The organism is Mucilaginibacter koreensis, assembly GCF_054783355.1.
On the sequence record NZ_BAAGQS010000001.1, the window covers coordinates 3,314,679 to 3,339,893 of the forward strand.

Genomic DNA, 25,215 nt, shown 5'->3' on the forward strand with positions numbered 1-25,215 from the left:
CATGAATGGTTACGCAACCAATATTTCAATTCAACTTTATACCTTTGAGGCCTGAAGATTTACATAATTCAGCCCTGCCATGAAAAAGCTATATATTCCTGTTGCCTGCCTGTTATCAGGTGCATTATTTTCCTGCTCACAATCTGCCCCGGCTAACAAACCAGCGGCCGATTCAGGTGCAACGGCAACCAAAACAGCCCAGGCCACTGCACCCAAAACAAAACTGATTGGCGTTTGGCTGGATGAAGCCATTAAAAGCGAGCAAGGACAGCAAATTGCTTATCAACTGGTACGCCTGGATAAGAAAACCTATCTGCAAGTAATCACCTTCACCGGCAAAAAGCTGAATATTGATGATAATCCGCCACTTTCACCTTCAGCCACTGAATTAAAGCAAAGCGGTCAGCAGTTCATCAGTACTGAGCCTACGCACGAAATTTTTTCGTTCAGCAAAAACGGCGATTTAGAGGTGTATGATAAAACCGGTTTAATAATGAAATGTAAGCGGATGCTGTAAGCCGTTTATTATTCCTCCTTTTCAACCGCAGCTTTGATACTGCCGTGCAGTTCCGGGTTTTGCGGCGGTAACTTAGCTACCGTTTCTTCTACTTCTTCTTGCTTAATATGTACTGCATAAGGCGCCGGCTCAATATGGCTGCCATTGGCCTCGGCATATACCTGGGTAAACTCTGCGCCAATGTATAAGATGGCTGCTGTATAGTAAACCCACACCAGCAATACAATAATGGATCCGGCTGCACCATAAGCCGAACCCTGGGCCGAGTATTGCAAATATAAACTGATTAGATACTGACCTAATAAAAAGAGCAGTGCGGTAAAAAATGCACCAGAGCGCACATCCTTCCATTTAATTTTTGCATCGGGAAGCACCTTAAATATTGTACCGAAAAGAACCGCGATTACTAAGAAAGAAACCGCCAGATTAATAGCACTAAATATCCAAAGGGTAACATCAGGTAAAAAGCGCTGTAACCTGTCACTAATGGCATGAATTACAAAGTTGACCAGCAGCGAAGCCATTAGCAGAAAGCCCAGGCCACCAATAATAGAAAATGATAAAAAGCGGTTGGTTAATATTTTTACCCAGCCCCGTTTAGGCTTGGGTTTTACCCGCCAGATGATATTCAGCGAATCCTGAATCTCCAGAAATAAACTGCTGGCACCAATAAGCAGGGTAACAATGCCCGAAATAAGCGCAAAGCCGGTTTTGCCCGAAAATTGCAGATTTTTAATTACATCCTGAATTTGAGCAGCAGCGCCGGAACCTACATAACGGGCAATTTGTGGATATAAGCTATTGGTAGCTGCCTCATGTCCGAAAAATAAACCGGCCAGCGAGATAATCAGAATTAATAATGGAGCGATGGAAAATATAGTATAATAAGCAAGGGAGGCGCTCATTTTTAAGCCGTTATCATCAGAAAAATTGGAAAATGTGGTTTTCAAAACTCTCCACAATTCTTTAAGATAGGCTTTGCTGAAATATTTTTTCATAGGATGTAAAACGTTTAAATGCAATACAACTGCGAGTTGTTGTAATGCCTGCGCCTTGTGTATTACAAGAAGCTTAAATCTAAAGTTTTACAAATTGCAAAAAACATGCCGTTGATAAGTTCGGTACCGGCGCAACGTATTATAAAATCATGGAAATTACTATCTGGCCGAAACTACCAGTAAGTCCAGATCTTTACAAGGCAGGTTAAAACGCTCGCCCAGGTGTTTGTTGGTGAGGTGACCGTTGTAAATGTATACTGCATTACGCACACCTGCCTTTTGCCATATCACATTACCAATACCGCCCTTTTCGCCAATATCCAGCAAAATAGGGGTAAATATATTGGTTAATGCATATGTAGCCGTACGTGCCACGCGCGATGCAATATTGGGTACACAATAATGAATTACATCATACTTGCGGAACACGGGCTGGGCATGGTTGGTTACACGTGAGGTTTCAAAGCAGCCGCCCTGGTCAATACTTACATCTATAATCACCGAATTGGGCTTCATGTGGCTTACAGTTTCCTCGGTTACAATACAGGGGCTGCGGCCATCTTCGGCGCGCATGGCACCTATCACTACATCGCAGGTGGTAATGGCCTTCTCTAACACAATAGGCTGCATTACCGAGGTAAATACCCGGTTACCGATGCTGCTTTGCAGGCGGCGCAGCTTATAAATGGAGGGGTCAAATACTTTTACTTCAGCACCCAATGCCAGGGCGGTACGGGCCGCCAGTTCGCCTACGGTTCCGGCACCTAATATCACAATTTCGGTAGGAGGCACACCGGTTACGCCGCCCAGCATCAAGCCTTTGCCATTAAATACATTGCTGAGGTATTCGGCGGCTATCAACACAGAGGTTGCACCTACAATTTCGCTCATGGCACGTATTACGGTAAGTACGTTGCCTTCATCGCGCAGGTGCTCATAAGATAGTGCGGTAATGCGCTTGGCCAGCAGGGCTTGCAGTGTTTCGGCTTTCAGGGTCGACATTTGCAAAGTAGATATCAATATCTGTCCCGGCTTCATCAATTCAATCTCAGGCAGCGTAGGCGGCGCTACTTTTAGTACAATATCAGACTCGTACACAGATTTGCTGTCGTACACAATGCGGGCGCCCTGTTCGCTGTAATCCTGGTCAGAGAAGTTAGCGGCCTGGCCAGCGTTGGTTTCCAATACCACCTCGTGGCCATTGTTGACCAGCAGTGCAACCGAAAGTGGGGTTAAGGCAATCCGGTTCTCCTGAAAAGAAATTTCGCGGGGGATGCCAATCTGTAAACTATTCTTTTTGGTTTGCACGGCCAGCATTGACTCCTGCGGCTGCATCATGGCCTGCCTGGCAACATCTGAAAATCCACTATATAACCCTGAGCTCATGTCGCTGTATCTGTTTTCCGGATGATGAAGTTACATAAAAAATCCGGCCTGGATGAAATTTAAGTGTTTTCTATACCCAAATGCCTTACCTGCTGCGCATCTACAGTAAGGCTGATGCGGGTATAATGTTCAGGCAGCAAATCGGCTATTTTTTCCGGCCATTCCACAAAGCAGTAATCGCCCGAATAAAAATACTCTTCGTAACCCATATCCAGTGCCTCCGTTTGATTTTTCAAACGATAAAAATCAAAGTGATATACTTTTCTTTCCCGGCCCTGGTATTCATTTACAATGGAGAAAGTAGGGCTGCTGGCCTGCTCCTGCACGCCCAACTGGCGGCACAGTTCTTTGATTAATGTAGTTTTACCGGCACCCATTTCGCCGTAAAAAAGAAAAACTTTTTGCTGGCCGGCTTGCGTGAGGACCATATTAGCGGCCTGGGAGAGATCGTTTATGGATTCAATTATAACTTGCACAGGTTTTTATTATAGTATCTTTTCATCACGTCATTGCGAGAAACGAAGCAATCTTTCTGTAACATTTTATAATTAAACATAAAGAGATTGCTTCGTTCCTCGCAATGACGTATTGTAGAACACAAAATTAATCGAATTACTTTATGCTAAATCCTACTTCGGCCCGTAAGTAGCGATCGGCACAATCATCTCCTCTAACGAAATACCCCCATGCTGGAAAGTTTCATTATAGAAATTCACAAAGTGGTTGTAATTGTTAGGGTACACAAAGTAGCTGTCTTCCTTAGCAAACACAAAGCTGGAGCTTACGTGCAGGCGGGGCAGCATGGCATCGGCCGGATTGCGCACATGGAATACTTCTTTAGCGGTAAAATTTAAGTTTTTACCCTGCTTATAGCGCAGGTTGGTATTCGTATTACGGTCACCGATGATTTTGCTTGGGTTTTTTACTTTAATGGTGCCGTGGTCAGTAGTTATAATCACCCGTGCCTGTTTTTGCGCCAAAAATTTCAGCAAATCCAGCAAAGGTGAGTGCTCAAACCAAGACAGGGTAAGGGAGCGGTAAGCGGCATCATCACTGGCCAGTTCGCGTATCATCTGCATATCGGTACGGGCATGCGATAGCATATCCACAAAGTTGTATACTACCACATTAAGTTCGTTCTGCATCAGGTTATTGATGGAGTCATTCAATGCCCGGCCTTCGTCGATATTTAAAATTTTATGGTAGGAGTACTTACACTCTTTGCGCAGTGTACGCTTAATCTGGTCGCCCAAAAAGGTTTCTTCATGCAGGTTTTTGCCGCCTTCATCCTCATCATTTTGCCATAGGCCCGGGAAACGTTTTTCCATATCAATAGGCATCATGCCGGCAAATATGGCGTTACGGGCGTATTGGGTAGCGGTAGGCAAAATACTGTAGTAGGTATCTTCCTCTTCCAGCCTAAAGTATTCGGTAATGATAGAATTAATAATCCGGAATTGGTCGTACCGCAGGTTATCAATTAAGATGAAAAATACCGGGCCGCTCTCCAGTTTGGGGAACACCTTCTTTTTAAACAATTGGTGCGAAAACGTAGGTGCCTGATCTGGGTTCTTCAACCAGTCAATGTAATTACGCTCCACAAACTTACAAAACTGGGTATTAGCCTCTGCTTTTTGCAGGGTTAATATCTCATGCATGCCAGCATCTTCCAGGCGTTCCAGTTCCAGTTCCCAGTAAGTTAGTTTTTTATAAACATCCACCCATTCCTGGTGGCTCAGGTTTTCGTTCAGGGTCATGCCCAGGTTACGGAAATCCTGCTGGTAAGCCATCGTAGTGCGCTCGGTAACCAGTCGCTTGTTTTCAGTAAGCTTTTTAATGGTGAGCAGTATCTGCTTGGGGTTTACCGGCTTAATCAGGTAATCATCAATGCGTGAACCAATGGCATCTTCCATCATGGGCTCTTCCTCATTCTTAGTGATCAGCACTACCGGAATATCGCCGTTAATGTTTTTAATTTCCATCAGCGTTTCCAGGCCGGTAAGGCCGGGCATATTCTCGTCCAGAAACACCAGGTCGAAATAACCGCCTTTAAAAGTATCCACTGCATCGGTGCCATTGGTTACTGTAGTAACCTTGTAACCTTTTTCGTTTAAAAATAATATATGAGGGCGTAGTAAGTCGATCTCGTCATCGGCCCAGAGTATGTTGGTTTCCTGCATAAGTAGCGCAAATATGTTCGGTTATAACTGTATATCCATCCAATTGTTGTAAAAATAATAAGGCTGTTAACATTTATTAACACTATAATAGTGCAGGGTTTGCTTTAATTTAACATTTTTGCAAAGTACTTACAGGCACACTTGAACAAGAAGAAAATTATTAATGACCCGGTTTACGGTTTCATCACTGTACCTACCGATTTGGTGTTTGATTTAATTGAGCACCCCTACTTTCAGCGTTTAAGGTATATCAAGCAGCTGGGCATGACACACCTGGTGTACCCTGGTGCATTGCATACCCGCTTTCATCATGCCCTGGGTGCCATGTACCTGATGGGATTGGCCATACAAACACTGTGTGATAAAGGCCTGGATATTACCCTTGAAGAAGAGGAGGCTGTACAGGTTGCCATTTTACTGCATGATATTGGCCATGGCCCTTTTTCTCATGCACTGGAAACCCACATCGTGCAGGGCATATCGCACGAAGATATTTCAGTATTGCTGATGGATAAGCTAAACCAGCGCTTTGAAGGTAAACTTACCATGGCCATCCAGATTTTTAACGACTCCTACCCTAAAAAATACCTGCACCAGTTGGTATCGAGCCAGCTGGATATGGACCGGCTGGATTACCTTAACCGCGATAGCTTTTACACCGGCGTATCAGAAGGTGTCATCAGCTCCGAGCGCATTATTAAAATGTTGAACGTGGTAGATGATAATGTGGTGGTGGAAGCAAAAGGTATTTATTCTATCGAAAAGTTTTTGGTAGCCCGCCGCCTGATGTACTGGCAGGTATACCTGCATAAAACCGTCACCTCGGGCGAACAGTTGCTGGGCAAAATACTAAAGCGGGCACGTATGCTATCGCTTAAGGGTAAGGATCTTTTTGCTACACCTGCGTTAAAGCACTTTTTGGCACAAAACATCTCAAAAGAGATGTTCGAGCATGAAGATCACCACATCGAAACCTTTACCTGCCTTGATGATACGGATATCATGGCAGCCGTTAAGGTATGGATGAGCAGTGATGACAAGGTGCTGGCTATGTTGTGCCGCAATTTTATACAACGCTGTTTATACCATGTGGATATTAGTAACACACCACCCAATGATGTGCTGGTAGAAGAACTGCGCCGCAGAGCCATGAAAAAATATGGCGTTAACGAAGAAGAAGTGGAATATTTTGTGTTTACCGACGTCATCAGCAATAATGCTTACAAGGTGAACGATGCTAAAATAGGTATACTTATGAAAGACCGTACCATTACGGATATTACGGTAGCCAGCGATAATTCAAATTTGGAAGCACTGGCCCGCACCGTAGAAAAATATATACTTTGCTATACCAAAGACTTGGTTTAAAACGTATTGAGGCTAATGTTTATAATTTGCTGCTTAATTTTTAACCTTTAAATTTGCCCGATGCAATTTACTGCCCAGGAGATAAGCTTGTTGCTGAACGGAACTGTTGATGGAGATGCTGCGGCGGTCATCAGTCAATTGGCTAAAATAGAAGAGGCCACGGCTGGTGCATTGTCTTTCCTTTCTAATCCTAAATACGAACAATACTTATATACTACACAGGCTTCGGCCGTTATTGTAAACCGCGATCTGGTACTTACCGAGCCGGTAAGCACCACTTTGATACGTGTAGACAATGCCTACAGCGCCTTTTCTATATTGCTGGAAAAATATAATTCGATAAAGCTGGATAAAAAAGGAACAGAGGAGCCGCATTATATTCATCCTTCGGCCAAAATTGGCACTACGCCCTACATTGGCGCCTTCAGCTACATTGGCCCTGATGTAAAAATTGGTAACAATTGCAAAATTTACCCCAACGTATACATTGGCGATAATGTAGAGATAGGGGATAATGTGACCTTGTTTGCCGGCGTAAAAATTTATTTTGATTGCGTGCTGGGCAGCAACATCACTGTACACGCCGGCGCAGTTATTGGCAGCGATGGTTTTGGGTTTGCGCCCAAGCCTGATGGCAGCTACACCAAAATAGCACAAATTGGTAATGTGGTAATTGAAGATGATGTAGAAATTGGTGCCAATAGCACTATTGACCGTGCCACCATGGGCTCTACCTTAATTCACCGGGGCGTAAAGCTGGATAACCTGATACAAGTAGCGCATAACGTTACCATTGGGCATAATACCGTAATTGCAGCACAAACCGGCATTGCCGGAAGCTCTACAGTAGGCAGCAGTTGTATTATTGGCGGTCAGGTAGGTATTGTAGGCCACCTTACCATTGCCGATGGTACCCAAATGCAGGCTCAAACCGGCGTTAACAGCTCTATTAAAGAGCCCAACAAAAAATGGGGCGGTACACCGGTACAACCTTACCAAAATTTTTTGCGATCAAGCGTTGTGCATGACCGCCTGCCGGATTTGGAAAAGAAAATCAGAGAATTAGAAAAAATTATAACAGAACTACGCAGCCACCCCGAAAGCATATAAGCGGTTTGGCCATCAACTTGAAGTAGGATGAACGTAAAACAGAGAACTATTAAAGCGCCGGTATCGGTATCGGGCACAGGGTTACACACGGGCGAACGTGTAACTATGACTTTTAATCCTGCTCCTGAAAACCACGGGTTTAAGTTCAGGAGGATAGATTTGGAAGGGCAGCCCATTATTGATGCTGATGTAGACAATGTAACTGATACCTCGCGCGGTACCACCATTACCCAAAATGGTGCCAGCGTAAGTACGGTAGAACACGTATTGGCCTCTCTGGTAGGGTTGGAGCTTGATAATGTGCTGATTGATATGGACGGTCCCGAAACACCTATTATGGATGGTAGTTCGATGCCGTTTGTAACGGCTTTAGCCAAAACCGGCTTTACAGAGCAGGAGGCCGATCGCGAATACTATCACATTCCCTACAACATACATTACACCGAGCCCGACCGTAAAGTAGAAATGGTAGCTATGCCACTGGATGACTACCGCTTTACCTGTATGGTAGACTATAACTCGGCCGTACTGGGTACACAGCATGCCAGTATTTCTACATTAAGCGAGTTTGAAAAAGAAATCGCCTCATCACGTACTTTCTGCTTTTTGCACGAACTGGAAATGCTGATGAAGCATAACCTGATTAAAGGCGGCGACCTGAACAATGCCATTGTGGTGGTTGATAAAGAGGTGGATGAGGAAGAATTAGCCCATCTGGCCAAAATGTTTAACCGTGAGGAGATACAGGTAGCCCCTCAGGGTATTTTAAATAATATTGAGCTGCGCCACCAAAACGAGCCGGCACGCCACAAACTGCTGGATATGATTGGCGATTTGGCGTTGGTGGGCGTTCCGCTGCGCGGCCACATTATGGCCGCCCGCCCCGGCCATGCTGCTAACGTAGCCTTTGCCAAAAAAATTAAGGCACTCATTAAAAAAGAGCGCAGCCGTAAACACATTAAGGTATACGACCCTAATGCCAAACCGGTGTATGACACGGTGCAGATTATGAATATTTTGCCGCACCGCCCGCCCATGCTGTTGGTAGATAAAATTTTAGAACTGACTAAAACGCATGTGGTAGGCCTTAAAGGGGTAACCATGAATGAGCCTTTCTTTAGCGGCCATTTTCCGGGTGCGCCGGTAATGCCGGGTGTGCTGCAGATTGAAGCTATGGCCCAAACCGGCGGCATTTTGGTGTTGAATACGGTGCCTGATCCTGAAAATTACCTAACCCTATTCCTTAAAATTGAAAACGCACGGTTTAAGGATAAAGTACTGCCCGGCGATACACTGATTTTCCGCTGCGATTTAGTAGCGCCAATTCGCCGTGGTATTGCCCAAATGAAGGGTATTGGTATGGTAGGCGAAAAAATAGTAGTTGAAGCCGAGCTGATGGCACAAATTGTAAAATACAAAGAGAAAGAAGCATGATCCAGCCATTAGCCTATATTCATCCGCAAGCTAAAATAGCCGATACTGTAGTGATTGAGCCGTTTGTGACCATACACAAAAACGTAGAGATTGGCGAGGGTACCTGGATTGGCTCTAACGTAACCATTATGGAAGGCGCGCGCATAGGTAAGAACTGCCGCATTTTTCCGGGCGCTGTGATTTCCGCTATTCCGCAGGATTTGAAGTATAAAGGCGAAAATACAGTTACTATTATTGGTGATAATACCACCATCCGCGAATGCGTAACCATTAACCGGGGTACCAGCGACCGCTGGAAAACCGAAATTGGGCGCAACTGCCTGATTATGGCTTACTGCCACGTAGCGCACGATTGCTTTGTGGGTGATTACTGCATATTTTCCAACAATACAACTTTAGCTGGTCACATTACTGTAGGCGACTATGTAGTGCTGGCAGGTATGGTGGCTATTCATCAGTTTTGTAAGGTAGGTTCACATGCCTTTATTACCGGTGGTTCACTGGTGCGTAAAGATGTGCCGCCTTATATCAAAGCTGCACGCGAGCCGCTGTCTTATGCCGGTATCAATTCGGTAGGTTTGCGCCGTCGTGGCTTTTCTGATGAAAAGATCAACGAGATTCAGGATATCTACCGTACGCTGTTCGTAAAGAACAACAACGTAACCAAGGCCATGAATATCATTGAAACCGATTTTAAGCCCACCGAAGTGCGCGACGAGATCCTCAACTTCGTACAAGGCTCGCAACGCGGTATAATGAAAGGCTTTGGCAGTAATTAAATGGTTCATTTGTTCATTGGGTAATTAGTTCATTAAGCATTTACTGTAACTAATTACCAAATGAACTAATGAACCAATGAACTAATAACCCAATGACCCACCTCACCATATCCCTTCAAAACACCGGCCGGCGGTATAACCGCGAATGGATTTTCAGGGGGGTGGATTACCAGTTTCAATCTGGCGAGAGCTATGCCATCTTGGGGCCGAACGGTTCGGGCAAATCTACATTGCTGCAGGTGCTCAATGGCAGCTTGTCGCCATCAGAAGGTGCAATTGCCTATACGCTCAATCAAGCGCCATTGCCAGTAGAGGCTGTTTACCAACACCTAAGTATTGCAGCACCTTACCTCGAGGTACTGGAAGAATTTACCTTAACTGAAATGATTGATTTCCATTTTCAGTTTAAAACCATCCGACCGGAGATCACTAAAAAACAAATCATCGAATTACTGGGGCTGCACAGCAGCCGGCACAAAGCCGTGCGCTATTTTTCATCGGGTATGAAGCAGCGCTTAAAGCTGGCCCTGGCTTTTTGTGCTGATACCCCTCTGCTGGTACTCGATGAGCCTACCTCAAACCTGGATAACCAGGGGGTAGATTGGTATCACCAACTGGTGACCCAGTTCTCGGCCGGCCGCCTTACACTGGTAGGCTCCAATCAGGAGCATGAATATAGCTTTTGCCGGCACCAGCTGCATATTACCCAATATAAACCACAGCGGGTTACGCGCTAAGTGCTTAACAGCTTGTTTGTTTGCCCCGAAGTGCCTAAGTTTGCACCCTCGAATCAATTTTTATGGCTAAAGCATCAGAAGTAAAGAATGGAAATATCCTGCGGTTCAATGGCGAGCTGGTTCAGGTAGAAGAATTTATACACCGTACGCCGGGTAACCTGCGTGCATTTTATCAGGCGCGTATGCGCAACGTTAAAACCGGTAAATTGGTAGAGTACCGTTTCCGTACCGATGAGGAAGTAAACATTGCCCGTGTAGAAACCAACGATTACCAATACCTGTACGAGGATGGTAACGATTTGGTAATTATGGACAACACCACTTATGACCAGTATAACGTACCTAAATTTTTATTCGGTAACGGCGTTAAGTTTTTAAAAGAAGGTGCTAACGTAATTGTAGCTTTTGAAAGCGGCGAGCCCATTATGGGCAAAGCCCCGGCCTCAGCCGAACTGGAAATTACTTACACCGAGCCGGCCGTAGCAGGTAATACCTCAACCAACGCCCTTAAAAATGCTACTGTTGAAACCGGTGCCGAAATTAAAGTGCCTCTGTTCATCAACATTGGCGACCGGGTAAAAGTAGATACCGAAACCGGCGCTTACGTAGAGCGTGTAAAGGCTTAATTGGCTTTTAAAGATACCTACTTACATGCTGAGCGACGGCGAAGCACCTGTATCATAAAATACCACTGTCATGCTGAGGCACTTGAAGCATAGGTGCAGAGTTGTTCATCGGAGCAATTTGTGCAACCACCCTTCAACGAGGCTCAGGATGACAGTGGTATTTTATGATACAGGTGCTTTATTGGCGTTCAGCATTTTTGTTTAACACATTTTCGCCCGTGACCAAAAAACAACTCCGTCAATTATATTTCGGTAAACGGCAGCAACTGTCGGTAGCCGCATATGCGGAGTTAAATGCACTATTATTACAGCAGTTTCAGCAGTTGAATTTCAACAGTATCCGCTGCATTCATCTTTTCTTGCCAGCTTTAGAGCGCAAAGAGCCTGATACTTTTCTTATTCGCAATTGGCTCAAAGCTCATCATCCGCATATCACCTTAGTTTTCCCCAAAGCTGATTTTGCAAATTACACCATGCAAAGTTATGCCGATAATGAGCACCTGCAATTGGCTGTAAATAACTTTGGCCTTACGGAGCCTGCAGATGGTAATTTGGTAGATAATTCACTAATTGATTTAATTATTGTCCCCCTGCTGGCCGTTGACCGCCGGGGGTACCGCGTAGGCTACGGCAAAGGATTTTATGATCGTTTCATCGGCCACTGCCGGCCAGATGTACGCCTGGTAGGCTTATCGTTTTTTGAACCGGTGGAGGCAATCGAGGATTTACACGAATTTGATGTACCACTGCAAATGTGTGTAATGCCGACAGGCATCTATCAGTTTTAAATAGATAGGCATTATATCACTGTCATTGCGAGGAACGAAGCAATTTCGTCGTAAATATTTTGAACTGCACAGTTACGAGATTGCTTCGTTCCTCGCAATGACAAATTTTGGTTGAACATGCTGTTACAAAGGCAGCTCTATCTCTTTCCCATTTACCAACCTTCCTTCCGCATCAAACAAAAAACTCATTGGCTTTTCGGGATTCTTGATAATTTCAAACAAAATGAAACCCCATTTTTTCCAGAAGCTTTCCAGTACCTGGCCGTAGGTTTTTTCCTGCCAGTCGTCAAAAGGCGGCTTTTGGTGATGGCTACGCAGTGGCATGGCTTCAATGTCAATTACATCGGGCAAATGCAGTATTTCGTATTCAGGCAACCGGTTAAACAAATAAGCAGAGTAAAAAAAGCGGGCGCACACTTCCTCAAACTGAATAGGATGCAATATCTGCTCTTCCAGCTGCTTTAATAATTCGCGGTGGTAAAAGCGGTTAGCGCCGTTATCCTGCAGGCAGATAATCAATCCAAAATCTTTTACCCGAATAGAAAAGGTCAGCGTATTAATTTCATCACGATAACTGAACTCATTTTCGGCATTGTTTACTTTAAACAGCGCTACGCTGTAAGGCTTAAAACCTTCAAACTGAATTGGTAAATTCAGCGTTTGCAACATTAAGTGCAAATGGCTGAATTTGTGCCGCAGCGCCTGCGATAGATGGAAGCCTTCGCCCAATGCATGTTGCTGGCGTATACCGGCCTGCATTTCGTTAAATATAATGCCGTACAATAACTTTCCGGCCCATTGAAATAATTTGAGTTCCTCTAACTGCTTTACCGCTTCATAGCCTTGTTCAAAAGCATCGGCCACCTCATTTTCCAGTGGCTCCAGGTACTGGTTGTTTACCTGGGCAGCACAAGGTATTTTCAAATCTTTATAGCTGGTGTAGCTTTCATCCAGCAGTTTAAAGGCTTTATCTTCCAGTTGATGGCGTGCCATTAGCCAAGCCGGAAATACCTGTACTTTTTCTTCTTCAGAATTTAAAGGCTGCCCGGTTAAAAAGCAATTGCGGTTGCTAAAGTTAAAATGCTCGAACGGTGAGTAAAGTTGTGCCGACATGGGCTGCAAAGATACACAGCTTTTAGCCGATTAATTTTTAGCTTTGATTTTTAACATGAAACTGACGTATCAGGCCTTCGAGCTGCAATTAAAGCACCGCTTTACCATAGCTAAATTTTCGCGCACCTCAACCCCGCTCATGTTGCTGCAATTGGAACACGAGGGATATACCGGTTATGGCGAAGCCTCTATGGTGCCTTACATGGGCGAAAGTATAGAAACCGCAACAAAGTTTTTGCAATTGGTGGATATTGGTCAGTTTCGCTATCCATTCAATTATGCAGAGATTATCAACTATCTGGACAGCATAGGTACCGGTAACCCTGCCATTAAAGCGGCTACTGATATTGCCCTGCACGATTTGGAAGGTAAGCTCGCGCAGCAGCCCTGCTGGCAGCTATTAGGCAGTAACCCGACTCAAATGCCGGTGAGCAGCATTACCCTGGGTATAGATACCCCCGAAGTGCTGACGCAAAAAGTGAAGGAGGCCGAAGGTTTTAAAGTAATAAAAGTAAAGCTGGGCAGCGATAACGATAAGCAACTGATTACCACCATACGCAGCCTCACCGATGTGCCCCTTTACGTAGATGCCAACCAGGGCTGGACCGATCGCTTTGCCAGCCTCGACTTGATTTATTGGCTGCAGGAGCAGGGCGTTCAACTGATTGAGCAGCCCATGTTAAAAACAGATACAGAGGGCAATGCCTGGTTAACAGCCCGTAGCCCTATCCCTATTATTGGTGATGAAGCCGTACAGCGCCTGGCCGATGTAGCAAAAGCGGCTGGTGTTTATCATGGCATTAATGTAAAATTGATGAAATCGGCCGGGATGCATGAAGCCAAACAAATGATTGATAAAGCCCGCCAATTGGATTTAAAAGTGCTGATTGGCTGCATGAGTGAAACCAGTTGCGCCACACTGGCCGCGGCAGCCCTGGCACCGCAATGTGACTGGGCCGACCTGGATGGTCCTTTTCTAACCAGTAATAATCCTTTTACAATACCACACTTTCAGGATGGTAAATATATATTGAGTGATGCACCCGGCTTAGGTATTGAAAGCTGAAACAATGTTCCCGTTAAATTAAAAAGCCTGTTATCAAATCAATAACAGGCTTTTTAATTTATTTCATGTTGGCAGTGCTATCCTTTTTCATTTTGCGGTTGGCCTGCATTTTTTGCTTTTTCATTTCTTTTATCTGGGCAAACTGCTGTTGTTGGGTGGGGGTAAGCACGGCGTTGATCTGCGCCTGCGTATCTTCGGCAATTGCCTTTTTCTTTTTACCGTTGCCTTTATGGCCTGCCTGTGCTTTTAGGCTATCCAGTTCAGTAGCGCGGGTTACATAAATGGCATCTATCTTTTTAGCCTGCTCATCGGTTAAGTTCAATTGCTTTTTCAGGCTCTTAGTGGCACGATCAGCCTTTTGCTGTGGCGTTAACGGTGTTTTAGTTTGTGCATTGGCCGCAAAGCCTAAGCCGGCTATCAATGCCAGCATTAAAAATAATTTTTTCATGTTGGGTTTTAAGGTATTAGATGGTGTGTAATGATTAAAGGTTTATCAGGCGCAAATTAAAAGTTTTGTTACAGAATTTTTATAGAAATATCAATACGGTGCCAAGTTATACAGAAAGACTCACTTGCACGTCAATATATGCAAGTGAGTCAATGCTGTTATGTAGAGTCGTTCATCGGAGCGGCTTTTGCAACCACCCTTCGACGGTGCTCAGGATGACAGTGGCGTTTGATAATACAGGTATTGCGCTGACGTTCAACATGGCAAGGAGGTTATCTGTTACTTACCCGAACAGCAACCCAAACACTTCTTCAATACGCCCTACCGTTTTAATTTCAATACTGAAGCGGGATAAATCCATCTGTGCTTTATCTTTTTTACCAGAAGGCAGATTGTATTTAGAAATAAATATTTGCTCAAAGCCCAGCTTTTGTGCCTCGGCAATGCGTTGCTCAATGCGGTTTACGGCACGTATCTCACCCGATAGGCCCAATTCACCTGCAAAGCAGGTTTTGGATGGGATAGGAATATCCTCGTGTGAAGACACAATAGCCACTGCTAAGCCCAAATCAATTGCTGGGTCTTCTACCTTAATACCACCGGTAATGTTCAGGAATACATCCTGACTGGATAGCCTGAAGCCACAACGCTTTTCAAGCACGGCCAGCAACATGTTCATACGGCGCGTATCGAAGCCCGTAGCCGAACGTTGGGGCGTACCGTATGCGGAAGTGCTCACCAGCGCCTGCGTTTCAATTAGCATAGGTCTAAGTCCTTCTAACGTGGCGCTGATAGTTACCCCGCTTAAGGCTTCATCCCGCTGCGATAATAAAATTTCGGATGGATTGGATACTTCGCGCAAACCGGCGCCCAGCATTTCGTAAATACCCAACTCTGAGGCTGACCCAAAGCGGTTTTTGTTGGCGCGCAGTATGCGGTATACATGGTGCTGGTCGCCCTCAAACTGTAGTACGGTATCTACCATGTGCTCCAGAATTTTAGGCCCCGCAATAGAGCCATCTTTGGTAATGTGGCCGATGAGGAATACCGGGGTAGAGCTTTCCTTGGCGAAGCGCAGCAATTCGGCCGTACACTCGCGCACTTGTGATACGCTGCCTGGTGTAGATTCAATGTGTGACGAATACAGCGTTTGAATCGAATCCACCACCACCAAATCGGGTTGGATGACCTCAATTTGCTTAAAAATATTTTGGGTAGAAGTTTCCGTCAGGATAAAGCACTCCTGCCCATTAATGCCTTTACCTTTCAGGTAAGGTGTTAATCGCTCGGCACGCATTTTAATCTGCCGGTCGCTTTCCTCACCCGAAATATACAGTACCTTCATATTCGGCATACTCAGGGCCACCTGCAGCATCAGGGTAGATTTACCGATGCCCGGCTCGCCGCCAATGAGCACCAGCGAGCCTGATACAATACCGCCGCCCAATACCCGGTTCAGTTCCTGGTCGGGTGTAATAATGCGGTGCTCTTCGCTGTATTGAATATTAGCTACCTGCACCGCCTTGTTGGCACGCTGCATAGAAGTTGAGCCCGAGCCGGTCGCTTTCCAATCAGGTATAGCAGCGTTGGGCTTTTCTATCACCTCTTCAACAAAGGTGTTCCATTGCTGGCAGGCCGGGCATTTGCCCAGCCATTTGGGCGACTCGAAGCCGCAATGCTGGCAGAAATATGATGTTTTAGTTTTAGCCAATGTATTTGATGTGCAAATTAAGTTTTGTCATTGCGAGGAACGAAGCAATCTCGTAACTATGCCTATTCAAAATATTTACGACAAGATTGCTTCGTTCCTCGCAATGACAAAAGAAGAATACTCATATAAATATAAATAAAAAAGCTGATGTTCGGGCTTGCCAAACATCAGCTTTTTGTAATTTGTAATCGTTTCTTTTCTAATGATTCAGACCGCACCTGGTGCTATCCTACTATTGCTGTTATTATCATTTGCACATATGCATATCAACACATCTGCACATCAGAGCTTTATTTCTTCTTCTTTCGAATTAAAGAAATGGAACTCCGTCATCTGGTAAGACGGATTGCTTTTCACCTTGATCCACTGGTTGTATTTGAAGTACCAGCGTACTTGCTGGCTCATCAACCCTTTTTTAATATAGGCTTCAATATACGGGTGAACACAAAGCGTAATTTTTTTCTCGTTCTGCTCTACCAGGATATAGTTAAAATTATTCTCGATATCATCCATCAGTAATATAGTCGGACGGATGGTACCGGTACCATGGCAGGTAGGGCAAACTTCGCTGGTTACAATGTTCATTTCGGGGCGCACCCGCTGGCGGGTAATTTGCACCAAACCGAACTTGCTGGGCGGCAATATGGTATGCTTGGCCCGGTCATGCGCCATTTCTTCGCGCAGCCAGTCAAACAGTTCCTTGCGGTTTTGCGGCTTGTGCATGTCAATAAAATCAACTACCACAATACCGCCCATATCGCGCAGGCGCAGCTGGCGGGCAATTTCACGTGCCGCCTCTTTGTTTACCATCAGGGCGTTCTCTTCCTGATTTTCCTTATTGGCTGTGCGGTTACCGCTGTTAACATCAATAACGTGCAAAGCCTCGGTATGCTCAATTACCAGATAAGCGCCGCCGGGCAGATTTACAGTTTTACCAAAAGCCGATTTAATTTGCTTTTCGATACCGTAATGCTCAAATATGGGCTCACGGTGTTTGTGCAGCCGAACAATGTTTTCCAAATCGGGCGATATTTCATGCACGTAGGATTTTACTTCCTCGAATATCCCGTTATCATTCACATAAATGTGTTGAAAATCAGGGTTTAGAATATCGCGCAGTAAGGTAGATGTACGGTCAATCTCGCCTAGTATTTTCTTAGACGGATCGGTAGCCGGCAGCTTGGTCATAAAGGTTTCCCATTTGGCAATCAGATCCAGCAAGTCCTTTTGCATTTCGGTTACGCCCTTGCCTTCTGATACGGTACGAACAATAACACCAAAGTGCTCTGGCTTAATGCTTTCAATAATTTTGCGCAAACGGGTACGCTCGGTATTACTTTTTATCTTTTTTGAGATAGAAATAGTTTCCGAGAATGGTACCAGTACCACATAACGCCCTGCAATTGACAAATCAGAGCTTAAACGCGGTCCCTTGGTTGATATGGGTTCCTTGGCAATCTGCACCGGAATCAACTGTCCCTTGGTTAACACCTCGGCAATTTTGCCCGATTTGTTAATGTCCGCCTCCAGCTTAAATTTGTCCAGCAGTTTTGACTGGTAACCGCCGGTACGCACCTGCTTGGTTAATTTCAGCAAGCTTTGCACCTGTGGCCCCAGGTCTAAATAATGCAAAAAAGCATCCTTCTCGTAGCCTACGTCAATAAAGGCAGCATTAAGACCGGGCATGATTTTTTTAACCTTGCCCATGTAAATATCCCCAACGGTATAATTATTGGAAACCTGCTCTTTATGAAGTTCAACGAGTTGCTTATCCTGCAATAAAGCAATAGTAGCCCCATTTGGGGATGAATCGATAATTAATTCTTTTATCAACTGCTACTCCATTTTGTAAGGCAACCCTCCCGGCTGCCTCAATAAAAAGAAAAGAATAAGTAAAAAATATAACCCATTGCCTGCCGTTAAGCAAACAATGGGTTTACCGGCGGGCCGGCTTATTTTTTCTTATGACGGTTTTTTCTTAAACGTTTTTTGCGTTTGTGAGTAGCCATTTTATGTCTTTTACGTTTTTTTCCGCTTGGCATAATTTTTTAAATTTTTAAGTGAGTTAATTTTTTAATTCGTTTATAAAATCGTCAATACGTTTCCCAAAGGTTGGGTCAGGCATTAATTCTTTACATTTTTGGTAGGCCGCAATTGCTTCCTGTTTCTGGCCCAGCTGTTTGTAGCTTTCGGCCAGGTAAAAGTACGGTTCCAGTATTGATTTTTTAGCATCGGGCTTTTGCGCTATCATGGTTTTGAAGCGGCCCACAGCCTTATCATACTGGCCCGATTTCATGGCAAATTGGCCTAAAGCCAAATTTGCATTCCAGTTGTTGGGGTCTTTTTCCACCACACCACGCAGTAAGCCAATACCTTCCATCGGGCTGGCGGCAGCGCCGTTAACATCGGCAATACCCAGTCCGGTTTGTGCATCTAGGCTTTCGGGCTTCTGCTTCAATGCCTGCTGAAAAGCTGCAGCGGCATTAGCTACAAAGGCAGGCTGCATGGTGGTATCCTGCGTAAACTTATAAGCATCGTTAAAGCGGGTGCCGGCAGTCAGCCAGTCTTCAAACTGGTTTTGGTCTTTAGCCAACTGTTGGTAATAGAAAGCTGCAGGAGCGGGTTGATTTACATCATCCCAAGCTTTGGCCAACTGGCGTTGCACTTTTTGTTTGGCATCGCCTTTGGCAGTTTTCAACTGGGTTTCAAGCGTGGCAATCTGCGTAGCCAGGTTTGGGGTAACAGCCGCCTTGGCCGCTGCCGAAACCATATCTACCGTTACATTGGCCACCGGGGCAGCCTCGGTAACCTGGCCTGCGCTTGAACGGCCCTCTTTAGGCTTAATCAGCCCTTTTACCGGCTGCAAATACAAATAGCCCATCATTAATGCAACGATGCCAACTACAGCTATTTGTTTCTTATTCATAATGCGGGTGTTTTAAATTATTTTTTTGCTTTTTTGTTGCCGGTTTTTACTTTCTCAACAAAGGTTTTAGCCGGTTTAAAGCTGGGCACAAAGTGCTCAGGGATAATGATCGCTGTATTTTTAGAAATATTACGGGCGGTCTTTTTCGCTCTTTTTTTAACTACAAAACTTCCGAAACCTCTTACGTATACGTTCTCGCCTTCTACCATTGAGGTTTTTACTACCTTGAAAAACGCCTCAACAGTTTCCTGCACATCCACTTTCTCTATGCCTGTTTTAGATGAGATTTCAGCAATTATTTCCGCCTTGGTCATATCTTTTTTCGATTAATTTTTATTGTAAATACTTAACTGTTTTGGGGTTGCAAAAGTATAGGTAAAAACGGAAAGAGAAAAATAAAACAACGTTTTTTTTAACATACGGCACTGATGTTGACATAAACTTTATAAACTTTTGGCTTACAATTAGGTAAATCCTAACATTTTTAGTATTTTTATATAATGAATTTTGCTGATGAGATAGTGAGCTGGTACCAGCAAAACAAGCGTGATTTACCCTGGCGGCACACCACCGATGCGTACCTGATCTGGCTGTCGGAAATTATATTGCAGCAAACCCGCGTAGAGCAGGGAATGCCTTATTATAAGCGTTTTGCAGAAACTTACCCCACCGTTGCTGATTTTGCCGCAGCAAGCGAAGATGAAATATTAAAGCTGTGGCAGGGCCTGGGTTATTACTCGCGTGGGCGCAACATGCTGGTTACTGCCAGGCAGGTAATGGCTGAGCATGGCGGTGTTTTTCCTACTTCGTTTGAGGAACTGATACGCCTGAAAGGCATTGGTGAATATACGGCTGCAGCCATATCTTCTTTTGCAGCTAACGAAGCCAAAGCCGTAGTTGATGGTAACGTGTACCGCGTATTGGCACGCTATTTTGGTGTGGATACCCCCATAAACAGTACCGAAGGCATCAAAACTTTTAAAAAGCTGGCCGATGAAGTGTTGAACCAAACCGAACCCGGTTTGCATAACCAGGCCATGATGGAGTTTGGTGCCATGCTGTGCAAGCCTAAAAGCCCGGCTTGTGGTACTTGCCCGGTAAGGCAGGGATGCCAGGCTTTTTTACATAACGCCGTAGCGCAACTGCCGGTAAAATTAAAAAAGACAAAAGTGAGGGAGCGCTTTTTTACGTATTTTTTATATACCGACGGTGAGCGCATTTTACTAAACAAGCGAAATGATAAAGATATATGGGCCAACATGTATGATTTGCCGCTGATCGAAACATTATCGCCGGTATCTCCGTATATATTAATAGAACAGGCTGAAGCACAGCAATTTTTTGGTACCGACAATTCCATTAAAGAAGTGTTTGGCAATCAAACCCATGTACTTACCCACCAGCGTCTCGACGTTAGATTTGTACAATTAGCTGATCCTCCAATTCAATTAGAACAAAACTGGTTTTTCACAGAAGTAGAAAATTTAAAAAATTTACCTCTTCCTAAAATCATTTTTATATTTTTAACTAAATTTTTAAATTTAAAAAACAACTCCCTGTTCTCGATTTAAACTAATATGTCTGGTATTAATAAAGTAATTTTAGTGGGTCATTTAGGGAAAGACCCAGAAGTGCGTCACCTGGAAGGCGGCGTATCTGTAGCGAGCTTTCCGCTGGCTACCTCCGAAAGTTTTAACAAAGATGGCCGCAAGGTAGAGCAAACCGAGTGGCATAACATTGTAATGTGGCGTGGTTTGGCCGATGTAGCCGCCAAATTTTTGCAAAAAGGCAAACTGGTATACATTGAGGGCAAGCTCAGAACCCGTTCATTTGAAGATAAAGGCGGTATTAAAAAGTATACCACCGAAATAGTGGCTGAAAACTTTACCATGTTGGGCCGGAAAAGTGATTTTGAAGCTGAAGGCGGCCAACGCCAGGGCTACAAGGCGGAGGAAGAGGTAGAGCAAACGTTTAGCAGTAATGGCGAAGACGATTTACCATTTTAACCCTCAAACTTAAACTTTTATAATTGAAAGAGCCGCCTCGGAAGGGAGCGGCTCTTTTGTTTTATTACTGCTAAAAGGGCCTTGCAACTTCTTCACTACGTCATTGCGAGGTACGAAGCAATTTCTCTGCAAGCGACTTCATATAACGGCTTTGTAAGTCGAGGATTGCTTCGTACCTCGCAATGACGCAATGGAGATGATTTTAAATGAATATAACCTTCAGTCTTATCTCCCTCCCGGTGCGCAATGTTCTTTTAAGTATTGAGTAAACAAGCCCCGCAGGTGTGCGTTAGTACCTTCACCTTCGGAGATGCTGTGCGTACGGTTGGGGTATGACATCAGTTGGAACTGCTTATTATATTTTACCAGTTCGTTAATTAACAATTCGGCATTTTGATAATGCACATTGTCATCACCCGTGCCATGAATATACAGCAAATTGCCTCTCAGGTTTTTGGCATACGTAACCGGCGAGCCTTTTACAAAGTAGGCGCGGCCTTCTTCGGTAGTAGGCACACCCATATAACGCTCCTGGTAAATATTATCATAAGTTAATTGCCAGCCCACAGCGGCTACCGAGATACCGGTTTTATAAATCTCCGGATATTGGAACATCAGGTTCAAGGTAGATGAACCGCCGCCGCTCCAGCCATGCACGGCAATGCGGCTGGTATCAATAAAAGCATATTTTTTAATCATCTCGCGGGCACCTAATGCCTGGTCACGTATGTTGATGATACCGATATTCCGGTAAATCGCTTTACGCCATTCACGGCCTTTGGGGGCAGGTGCGCCACGGTTATCCAATGAGGCATAAATATAACCATCATCAGCCATGCTGCCATTATACAGGCGGTTAAAGCCAATACCATAAGTATCGGTAACAGTTTGTGAGGCCGGTTCGCCATATACAGTAAATACAAGGGGGTATTTTTTATTCGGGTCGAAATTGGTAGGTTTTACCATCCAGCCGTCCATTTCTACGCCATCGGTAGTAGTTACTTTAAAGAACTCTACCCGGTGAGGTGCGGCAGCATCCACTGCTACTGTACTACCGCTCAGGTGCTGGTGTTCGGGCAAACTGATTACTTCGCTCTGCGGGCGGGTGTAGTTGTTAGAAAAGGTATGCAGCGCAATTCTGCCATTGGGCGAAATCTCATAACCATGCGTGCCTGGCTGGTCGGCAGGTGATACCCGTTCTGGCTTGCCGCCAGTCAGTTTTACACGGTACAAGTATTTTTGTGTAGCATTATCTGGCGAAGCAATAAAATAAATTAAACCATCAGCTTCGTCTACCAGGCTCAGGTTGATCACATCATACTTGCCGGGCGTCAATAGTTTTTCTTTGCCATCGCGGTCTATGGTATAAACATGTTTCCAGCCATCTTTTTCGCTCAGCCATATAAACTTACGGCTCTTGTCAATCCACTGCCAGCCCGACTCATCGCGTACGTCTACCCAGGCCTTATCATCTTCCTGATGGATGACGCGGGTAGTACCGTTTGATACATTGCACATGAACACTTTCGCCTCGTTTTGCGCGCGGTTTAGCTGCTCTAAAATCACTTCGTTAGAGTTATCGGCCCATTGCATGCGCGGGATGTAATGCTGCACCGGGTCGCCGGGTACCTGCAGCCAGCGGGTTGGGCCACCGTTTACGTTCACCACACCAATACGTGCCGAGCTGGGATCTTCGCCAGCAGTAGGATATTCAACCGGTACTACAAACGGATAGTGCTTGTCGGTGGTGTTCAGCATCAGATAGTTCGGAATCTTGCTGGCATCAATTTGCCAGTAAGCAATGGCATGCCCATCCGGCGACCAGCGGAAGCCGTCGCGACAGTCAAACTCTTCCTCATAAGCCCAGTCAAAGGTGCCGTTAATCAGCTTTAGTGTGCCATCGGTAGTTAAAGGAGTGATTACGCTGCTGGCCAAATCTTCCACATAAATATTATGTTCGCTTACATAAGCTACCTTAGCGCCGTCTGGCGAAAACTTGGCAAACATCAGCGAAGATTCGGGTTTGCCAGCGCCCAGTTGCTTCAGGGTTTTGGTTTTTAAATCCAATACCCAGTAATCGCCGCGGGTATCATAGCGCCATACTTTTTTGGTATTGGTATTTAATAAAATTTTCTGCCCGTCATCAGATAAAGTGAAGCGGCGCACCTGCAATGCCGGCTTGCCTGCAGGCGTTAACATGGCTTGTGTAGCCAGAACTGTTTTTTTAGAGGCATCGCGGCTGTCAAGCTCTACAATTTCGCCGCCCTGGGTGCGGTAATACTGATAGCCGTCTTTGGCCCATTGGGTGCCCCGCCCAAACTGCGCGGCAGCAGGCTTACTGAAGCCCAGAAAGCCGGCCAGCAGTACTGCGCCCAACAAAGGCTTGTAAAATTTCTTATTCATATAATCAATAATTAAGTTGAGGTTGTTACGTAATGTAGCGATTGCTTTTTCGTTAACCTTTGGTGTTTACGATGGTAAATTTATTGTCTCTGTAATGAAAAAACTATACTTTTTATTTTTTTGCTGCTTCGCCCCCATATTGTTACATGCCCAGCGCATCAATCGCGATAAGTTTTTGCGCGATAGTTTGGACAGCTACGTAAACCGCGCCCTCACCAACTGGCGCATACCGGGTGCAGCAGTAGGTATAGTAAAAGACAATAAAATTGTGCTCATACGCGGCTACGGCATCAAGGAGCTGGGCTTGAATGCCAAGGTGGACAACAATACCTTGTTCATGATTGGCAGTAACACTAAAGCTTTTACTGCTACGGCCCTTGCCACTTTGCAAGCCGAGAATAAAATTAACCTGAACGACCGGGTAACCAAATATCTGCCCGATTTTAAACTGTATGACCCCTTAGCCAATAGCGGTGCTACCTTACGCGACTTGCTTTGCCACCGCCTGGGTTTTGAAACCTTTCAGGGTGATTTTGCTTTTTACAACAGTAACCTTAGCCGGCAGCAGGTGATAACTACGCTGGGTAAAATCAAGCCGGTTTATCCTTTCCGCAGCAAATGGGGCTATACCAACGCGGCTTTTTTAACAGCAGGCGAAGCTTTAGCCCAAATAACCGGCCAGCCTTGGGAAGCTTATATTAAAGAAAAGTTTTTTGCCCCGCTGGGGATGACCAACTCGCTGGCTCTATCGGCGGATTTTGGAAAGGCACTGAACCGTTCGGCGGCTCATACCATTGTTGATAACCGCTTAACGGCTATCCCTTATGCACAAATTGATAACATAGCACCTGCAGGCAGTATTGGCTCATCGGCAGCTGATATGAGCAAGTGGATGCTGGCGCTATTAAACGAAGGCAAAGTGGGCGCTAAACAGGTGATACCTGCTACTGCCATTGAAGCTACCCGTCAACCGCAGGCTATAGTAGGCCAGGCCGAAACCGGCGAATTTGAACTGTACGGCTTGGGTTGGTTTTTGGAGCAGTATCACGATCACCGGCTGGTATTGCATACCGGTGGCGTTAACGGTTTTGTATCTTCGGTTACGCTGGTGCCCAGCCTGAAACTGGGTATTGTGATTTTAACCAACAGCGACCAAAATGATTTGATTTCCTCGCTCAACCGCGAAATTATTGACGCTTACCTAAAGCTGCCTTACCATGGCTATGCCGACCGTTCGGCCTCGCAAACCCGTGCTTATAATTTGGCCGAGCAGCAGCGCGATCGTAAGCTGCGCGATTCAGTAGCACTGAACCTGCGCACCGAAAAAAGCCTAAACGATTATACCGGCACTTACTATAATGAAATTTATGGCAACGTAACCGTTGCCCGAGGCGAAAGCAATGATTTAATTATGCGCTTCGAGCATCACCCTAAAATGTCGGCCCGGATGCAATCACTGGGCGGAAACCGCTTTTATACCGTGTTTTCTGATCCGGCTTTTGGTAAAGCCATCCTGCCCTTTTATGTGCAGAACAATACCGTAACCGGCCTGCGGGTAAAGGTAGCCGACTTTGTGGATATGATGCCTTATGATTTCAGGAAAGTGAGCAAGTAATCCT

23 protein-coding genes are annotated in these 25,215 nt (G+C 45.1%); 12 read left to right on the forward strand and 11 right to left on the reverse strand.

The genetic code is table 11. The annotated features are described in order from the left end of the window. The first annotated feature begins 79 nt into the window (after positions 1-79). Positions 80-517 (forward strand): hypothetical protein, encoded by a 438-nt coding sequence (locus tag ACYVNW_RS14815; RefSeq protein WP_460680650.1) that lies wholly within the window; start codon positions 80-82, stop codon positions 515-517. Between the two features lie 8 nt (positions 518-525). Here ACYVNW_RS14815 and ACYVNW_RS14820 read toward each other — a convergent pair whose 3' ends face one another. From ACYVNW_RS14820 to porX, 4 genes are all read right to left on the reverse strand, one after another. Next, entirely contained in the window at positions 526-1,515 is a 990-nt protein-coding gene (locus ACYVNW_RS14820; protein WP_460680651.1) for a YihY/virulence factor BrkB family protein, read from the reverse strand. Positions 1,516-1,674: 159 nt separating this feature from the next. After that, on the reverse strand, positions 1,675-2,901 hold the full coding sequence (locus ACYVNW_RS14825) for an alanine dehydrogenase (protein ID WP_460680652.1): 1,227 nt from the start codon (positions 2,899-2,901) through the stop codon (positions 1,675-1,677). 59 nt (positions 2,902-2,960) lie between these two features. Beyond that, on the reverse strand, positions 2,961-3,377 hold the full coding sequence (tsaE, locus tag ACYVNW_RS14830) for a tRNA (adenosine(37)-N6)-threonylcarbamoyltransferase complex ATPase subunit type 1 TsaE (protein ID WP_460680653.1): 417 nt from the start codon (positions 3,375-3,377) through the stop codon (positions 2,961-2,963). 153 nt (positions 3,378-3,530) lie between these two features. Next, positions 3,531-5,081, reverse strand: coding sequence for a T9SS response regulator signal transducer PorX (gene porX, locus ACYVNW_RS14835; RefSeq protein WP_460680654.1), 1,551 nt, complete (start codon positions 5,079-5,081; stop codon positions 3,531-3,533). Between the two features lie 141 nt (positions 5,082-5,222). Between porX and ACYVNW_RS14840 the strand changes: the two genes are divergently transcribed. The 7 genes from ACYVNW_RS14840 to ACYVNW_RS14870 all read left to right on the forward strand — a co-directional run bounded on the left by ACYVNW_RS14840 (position 5,223) and on the right by ACYVNW_RS14870 (position 11,923). Further along, a complete protein-coding gene (locus tag ACYVNW_RS14840; RefSeq protein ID WP_460680655.1) occupies positions 5,223-6,449 on the forward strand; it encodes an HD domain-containing protein in 1,227 nt (408 codons plus the stop codon). Positions 6,450-6,509: 60 nt separating this feature from the next. Beyond that, positions 6,510-7,559, forward strand: a complete 1,050-nt coding sequence (lpxD, locus tag ACYVNW_RS14845) for a UDP-3-O-(3-hydroxymyristoyl)glucosamine N-acyltransferase (RefSeq protein ID WP_460680656.1) — start codon at positions 6,510-6,512, stop codon at positions 7,557-7,559. A gap of 27 nt (positions 7,560-7,586) precedes the next feature. Continuing rightward, positions 7,587-8,993 (forward strand): bifunctional UDP-3-O-[3-hydroxymyristoyl] N-acetylglucosamine deacetylase/3-hydroxyacyl-ACP dehydratase, encoded by a 1,407-nt coding sequence (locus ACYVNW_RS14850; protein ID WP_460680657.1) that lies wholly within the window; start codon positions 7,587-7,589, stop codon positions 8,991-8,993. Beyond that, entirely contained in the window at positions 8,990-9,772 is a 783-nt protein-coding gene (gene lpxA, locus ACYVNW_RS14855) for an acyl-ACP--UDP-N-acetylglucosamine O-acyltransferase (protein WP_460680658.1), read from the forward strand. Before ACYVNW_RS14850 ends, lpxA begins: the two co-directional genes overlap by 4 nt. A 92-nt stretch (positions 9,773-9,864) precedes the next feature. Further along, the gene (locus ACYVNW_RS14860; RefSeq protein WP_460680659.1) at positions 9,865-10,509 is read left to right on the forward strand and encodes an ABC transporter ATP-binding protein; all 645 of its coding nucleotides are present in this window, start codon (positions 9,865-9,867) and stop codon (positions 10,507-10,509) included. Between the two features lie 62 nt (positions 10,510-10,571). After that, positions 10,572-11,135: an elongation factor P gene (gene efp, locus ACYVNW_RS14865; RefSeq protein WP_460680660.1), complete on the forward strand. Its 564-nt coding sequence runs from the start codon at positions 10,572-10,574 to the stop codon at positions 11,133-11,135. A gap of 218 nt (positions 11,136-11,353) precedes the next feature. Next, positions 11,354-11,923, forward strand: a complete 570-nt coding sequence (locus tag ACYVNW_RS14870; protein ID WP_460680661.1) for a 5-formyltetrahydrofolate cyclo-ligase — start codon at positions 11,354-11,356, stop codon at positions 11,921-11,923. A gap of 123 nt (positions 11,924-12,046) precedes the next feature. Here the strand turns inward: ACYVNW_RS14870 and ACYVNW_RS14875 are convergent, their stop codons facing one another. After that, entirely contained in the window at positions 12,047-13,036 is a 990-nt protein-coding gene (locus ACYVNW_RS14875; RefSeq protein WP_460680662.1) for a hypothetical protein, read from the reverse strand. A 55-nt stretch (positions 13,037-13,091) separates the two neighbouring features. Here ACYVNW_RS14875 and ACYVNW_RS14880 point away from each other — a divergent pair, with 55 nt between their 5' ends. Continuing rightward, positions 13,092-14,102 carry a dipeptide epimerase gene (locus ACYVNW_RS14880; protein WP_460680663.1) on the forward strand — a complete coding sequence of 337 codons (1,011 nt, stop codon included), beginning with the start codon at positions 13,092-13,094 and terminating at the stop codon, positions 14,100-14,102. 58 nt (positions 14,103-14,160) lie between these two features. On the opposite strand, the gene ACYVNW_RS14885 is transcribed toward ACYVNW_RS14880, so the two are convergent. The 5 genes from ACYVNW_RS14885 to ACYVNW_RS14905 all read right to left on the reverse strand — a co-directional run bounded on the left by ACYVNW_RS14885 (position 14,161) and on the right by ACYVNW_RS14905 (position 19,501). Further along, positions 14,161-14,550, reverse strand: coding sequence for a hypothetical protein (locus ACYVNW_RS14885; RefSeq protein ID WP_460680664.1), 390 nt, complete (start codon positions 14,548-14,550; stop codon positions 14,161-14,163). Between the two features lie 283 nt (positions 14,551-14,833). Continuing rightward, positions 14,834-16,261, reverse strand: coding sequence for a DNA repair protein RadA (gene radA / locus ACYVNW_RS14890; protein WP_460680665.1), 1,428 nt, complete (start codon positions 16,259-16,261; stop codon positions 14,834-14,836). A 282-nt stretch (positions 16,262-16,543) separates the two neighbouring features. Next, positions 16,544-18,094 (reverse strand): Rne/Rng family ribonuclease, encoded by a 1,551-nt coding sequence (locus ACYVNW_RS14895; RefSeq protein ID WP_460680666.1) that lies wholly within the window; start codon positions 18,092-18,094, stop codon positions 16,544-16,546. 232 nt (positions 18,095-18,326) lie between these two features. Next, positions 18,327-19,187, reverse strand: coding sequence for a tetratricopeptide repeat protein (locus ACYVNW_RS14900; protein WP_460680667.1), 861 nt, complete (start codon positions 19,185-19,187; stop codon positions 18,327-18,329). Between the two features lie 17 nt (positions 19,188-19,204). Next, entirely contained in the window at positions 19,205-19,501 is a 297-nt protein-coding gene (locus tag ACYVNW_RS14905) for an HU family DNA-binding protein (protein ID WP_460680668.1), read from the reverse strand. A 186-nt stretch (positions 19,502-19,687) separates the two neighbouring features. Here ACYVNW_RS14905 and mutY point away from each other — a divergent pair, with 186 nt between their 5' ends. Together mutY and ACYVNW_RS14915 are read left to right on the forward strand one after the other, a co-directional pair. Then, complete coding sequence (gene mutY, locus ACYVNW_RS14910) at positions 19,688-20,758, forward strand: A/G-specific adenine glycosylase (RefSeq protein ID WP_460680669.1); 1,071 nt, start codon at positions 19,688-19,690, stop codon at positions 20,756-20,758. 6 nt (positions 20,759-20,764) lie between these two features. Continuing rightward, a complete protein-coding gene (locus ACYVNW_RS14915) occupies positions 20,765-21,193 on the forward strand; it encodes a single-stranded DNA-binding protein (protein WP_460680670.1) in 429 nt (142 codons plus the stop codon). A gap of 225 nt (positions 21,194-21,418) precedes the next feature. Here the strand turns inward: ACYVNW_RS14915 and ACYVNW_RS14920 are convergent, their stop codons facing one another. Beyond that, on the reverse strand, positions 21,419-23,596 hold the full coding sequence (locus ACYVNW_RS14920; RefSeq protein ID WP_460680671.1) for a S9 family peptidase: 2,178 nt from the start codon (positions 23,594-23,596) through the stop codon (positions 21,419-21,421). Positions 23,597-23,690: 94 nt separating this feature from the next. Between ACYVNW_RS14920 and ACYVNW_RS14925 the strand changes: the two genes are divergently transcribed. Continuing rightward, a complete protein-coding gene (locus ACYVNW_RS14925; RefSeq protein ID WP_460680672.1) occupies positions 23,691-25,211 on the forward strand; it encodes a serine hydrolase in 1,521 nt (506 codons plus the stop codon). Positions 25,212-25,215 lie beyond the last annotated feature (4 nt).

What these genes read in the sequence shown, in the direction of transcription:
- ACYVNW_RS14815 (WP_460680650.1), top strand. Translation starts at nt 80, where the DNA reads ATGAAAAAGCTATATATTCCTGTTGCCTGCCTGTTATCAGGTGCATTA.
- ACYVNW_RS14850 (WP_460680657.1), top strand. Translation starts at nt 7,587, where the DNA reads ATGAACGTAAAACAGAGAACTATTAAAGCGCCGGTATCGGTATCGGGC.
- ACYVNW_RS14905 (WP_460680668.1), bottom strand. Translation starts at nt 19,501, where the DNA reads ATGACCAAGGCGGAAATAATTGCTGAAATCTCATCTAAAACAGGCATA.
- ACYVNW_RS14900 (WP_460680667.1), bottom strand. Translation starts at nt 19,187, where the DNA reads ATGAATAAGAAACAAATAGCTGTAGTTGGCATCGTTGCATTAATGATG.
- ACYVNW_RS14920 (WP_460680671.1), bottom strand. Translation starts at nt 23,596, where the DNA reads ATGAATAAGAAATTTTACAAGCCTTTGTTGGGCGCAGTACTGCTGGCC.
- ACYVNW_RS14880 (WP_460680663.1), top strand. Translation starts at nt 13,092, where the DNA reads ATGAAACTGACGTATCAGGCCTTCGAGCTGCAATTAAAGCACCGCTTT.
- ACYVNW_RS14820 (WP_460680651.1), bottom strand. Translation starts at nt 1,515, where the DNA reads ATGAAAAAATATTTCAGCAAAGCCTATCTTAAAGAATTGTGGAGAGTT.
- ACYVNW_RS14915 (WP_460680670.1), top strand. Translation starts at nt 20,765, where the DNA reads ATGTCTGGTATTAATAAAGTAATTTTAGTGGGTCATTTAGGGAAAGAC.
- efp (WP_460680660.1), top strand. Translation starts at nt 10,572, where the DNA reads ATGGCTAAAGCATCAGAAGTAAAGAATGGAAATATCCTGCGGTTCAAT.
- lpxA (WP_460680658.1), top strand. Translation starts at nt 8,990, where the DNA reads ATGATCCAGCCATTAGCCTATATTCATCCGCAAGCTAAAATAGCCGAT.
- ACYVNW_RS14885 (WP_460680664.1), bottom strand. Translation starts at nt 14,550, where the DNA reads ATGAAAAAATTATTTTTAATGCTGGCATTGATAGCCGGCTTAGGCTTT.
- ACYVNW_RS14860 (WP_460680659.1), top strand. Translation starts at nt 9,865, where the DNA reads ATGACCCACCTCACCATATCCCTTCAAAACACCGGCCGGCGGTATAAC.
- mutY (WP_460680669.1), top strand. Translation starts at nt 19,688, where the DNA reads ATGAATTTTGCTGATGAGATAGTGAGCTGGTACCAGCAAAACAAGCGT.
- ACYVNW_RS14925 (WP_460680672.1), top strand. Translation starts at nt 23,691, where the DNA reads ATGAAAAAACTATACTTTTTATTTTTTTGCTGCTTCGCCCCCATATTG.
- porX (WP_460680654.1), bottom strand. Translation starts at nt 5,081, where the DNA reads ATGCAGGAAACCAACATACTCTGGGCCGATGACGAGATCGACTTACTA.
- lpxD (WP_460680656.1), top strand. Translation starts at nt 6,510, where the DNA reads ATGCAATTTACTGCCCAGGAGATAAGCTTGTTGCTGAACGGAACTGTT.
- ACYVNW_RS14825 (WP_460680652.1), bottom strand. Translation starts at nt 2,901, where the DNA reads ATGAGCTCAGGGTTATATAGTGGATTTTCAGATGTTGCCAGGCAGGCC.
- ACYVNW_RS14875 (WP_460680662.1), bottom strand. Translation starts at nt 13,036, where the DNA reads ATGTCGGCACAACTTTACTCACCGTTCGAGCATTTTAACTTTAGCAAC.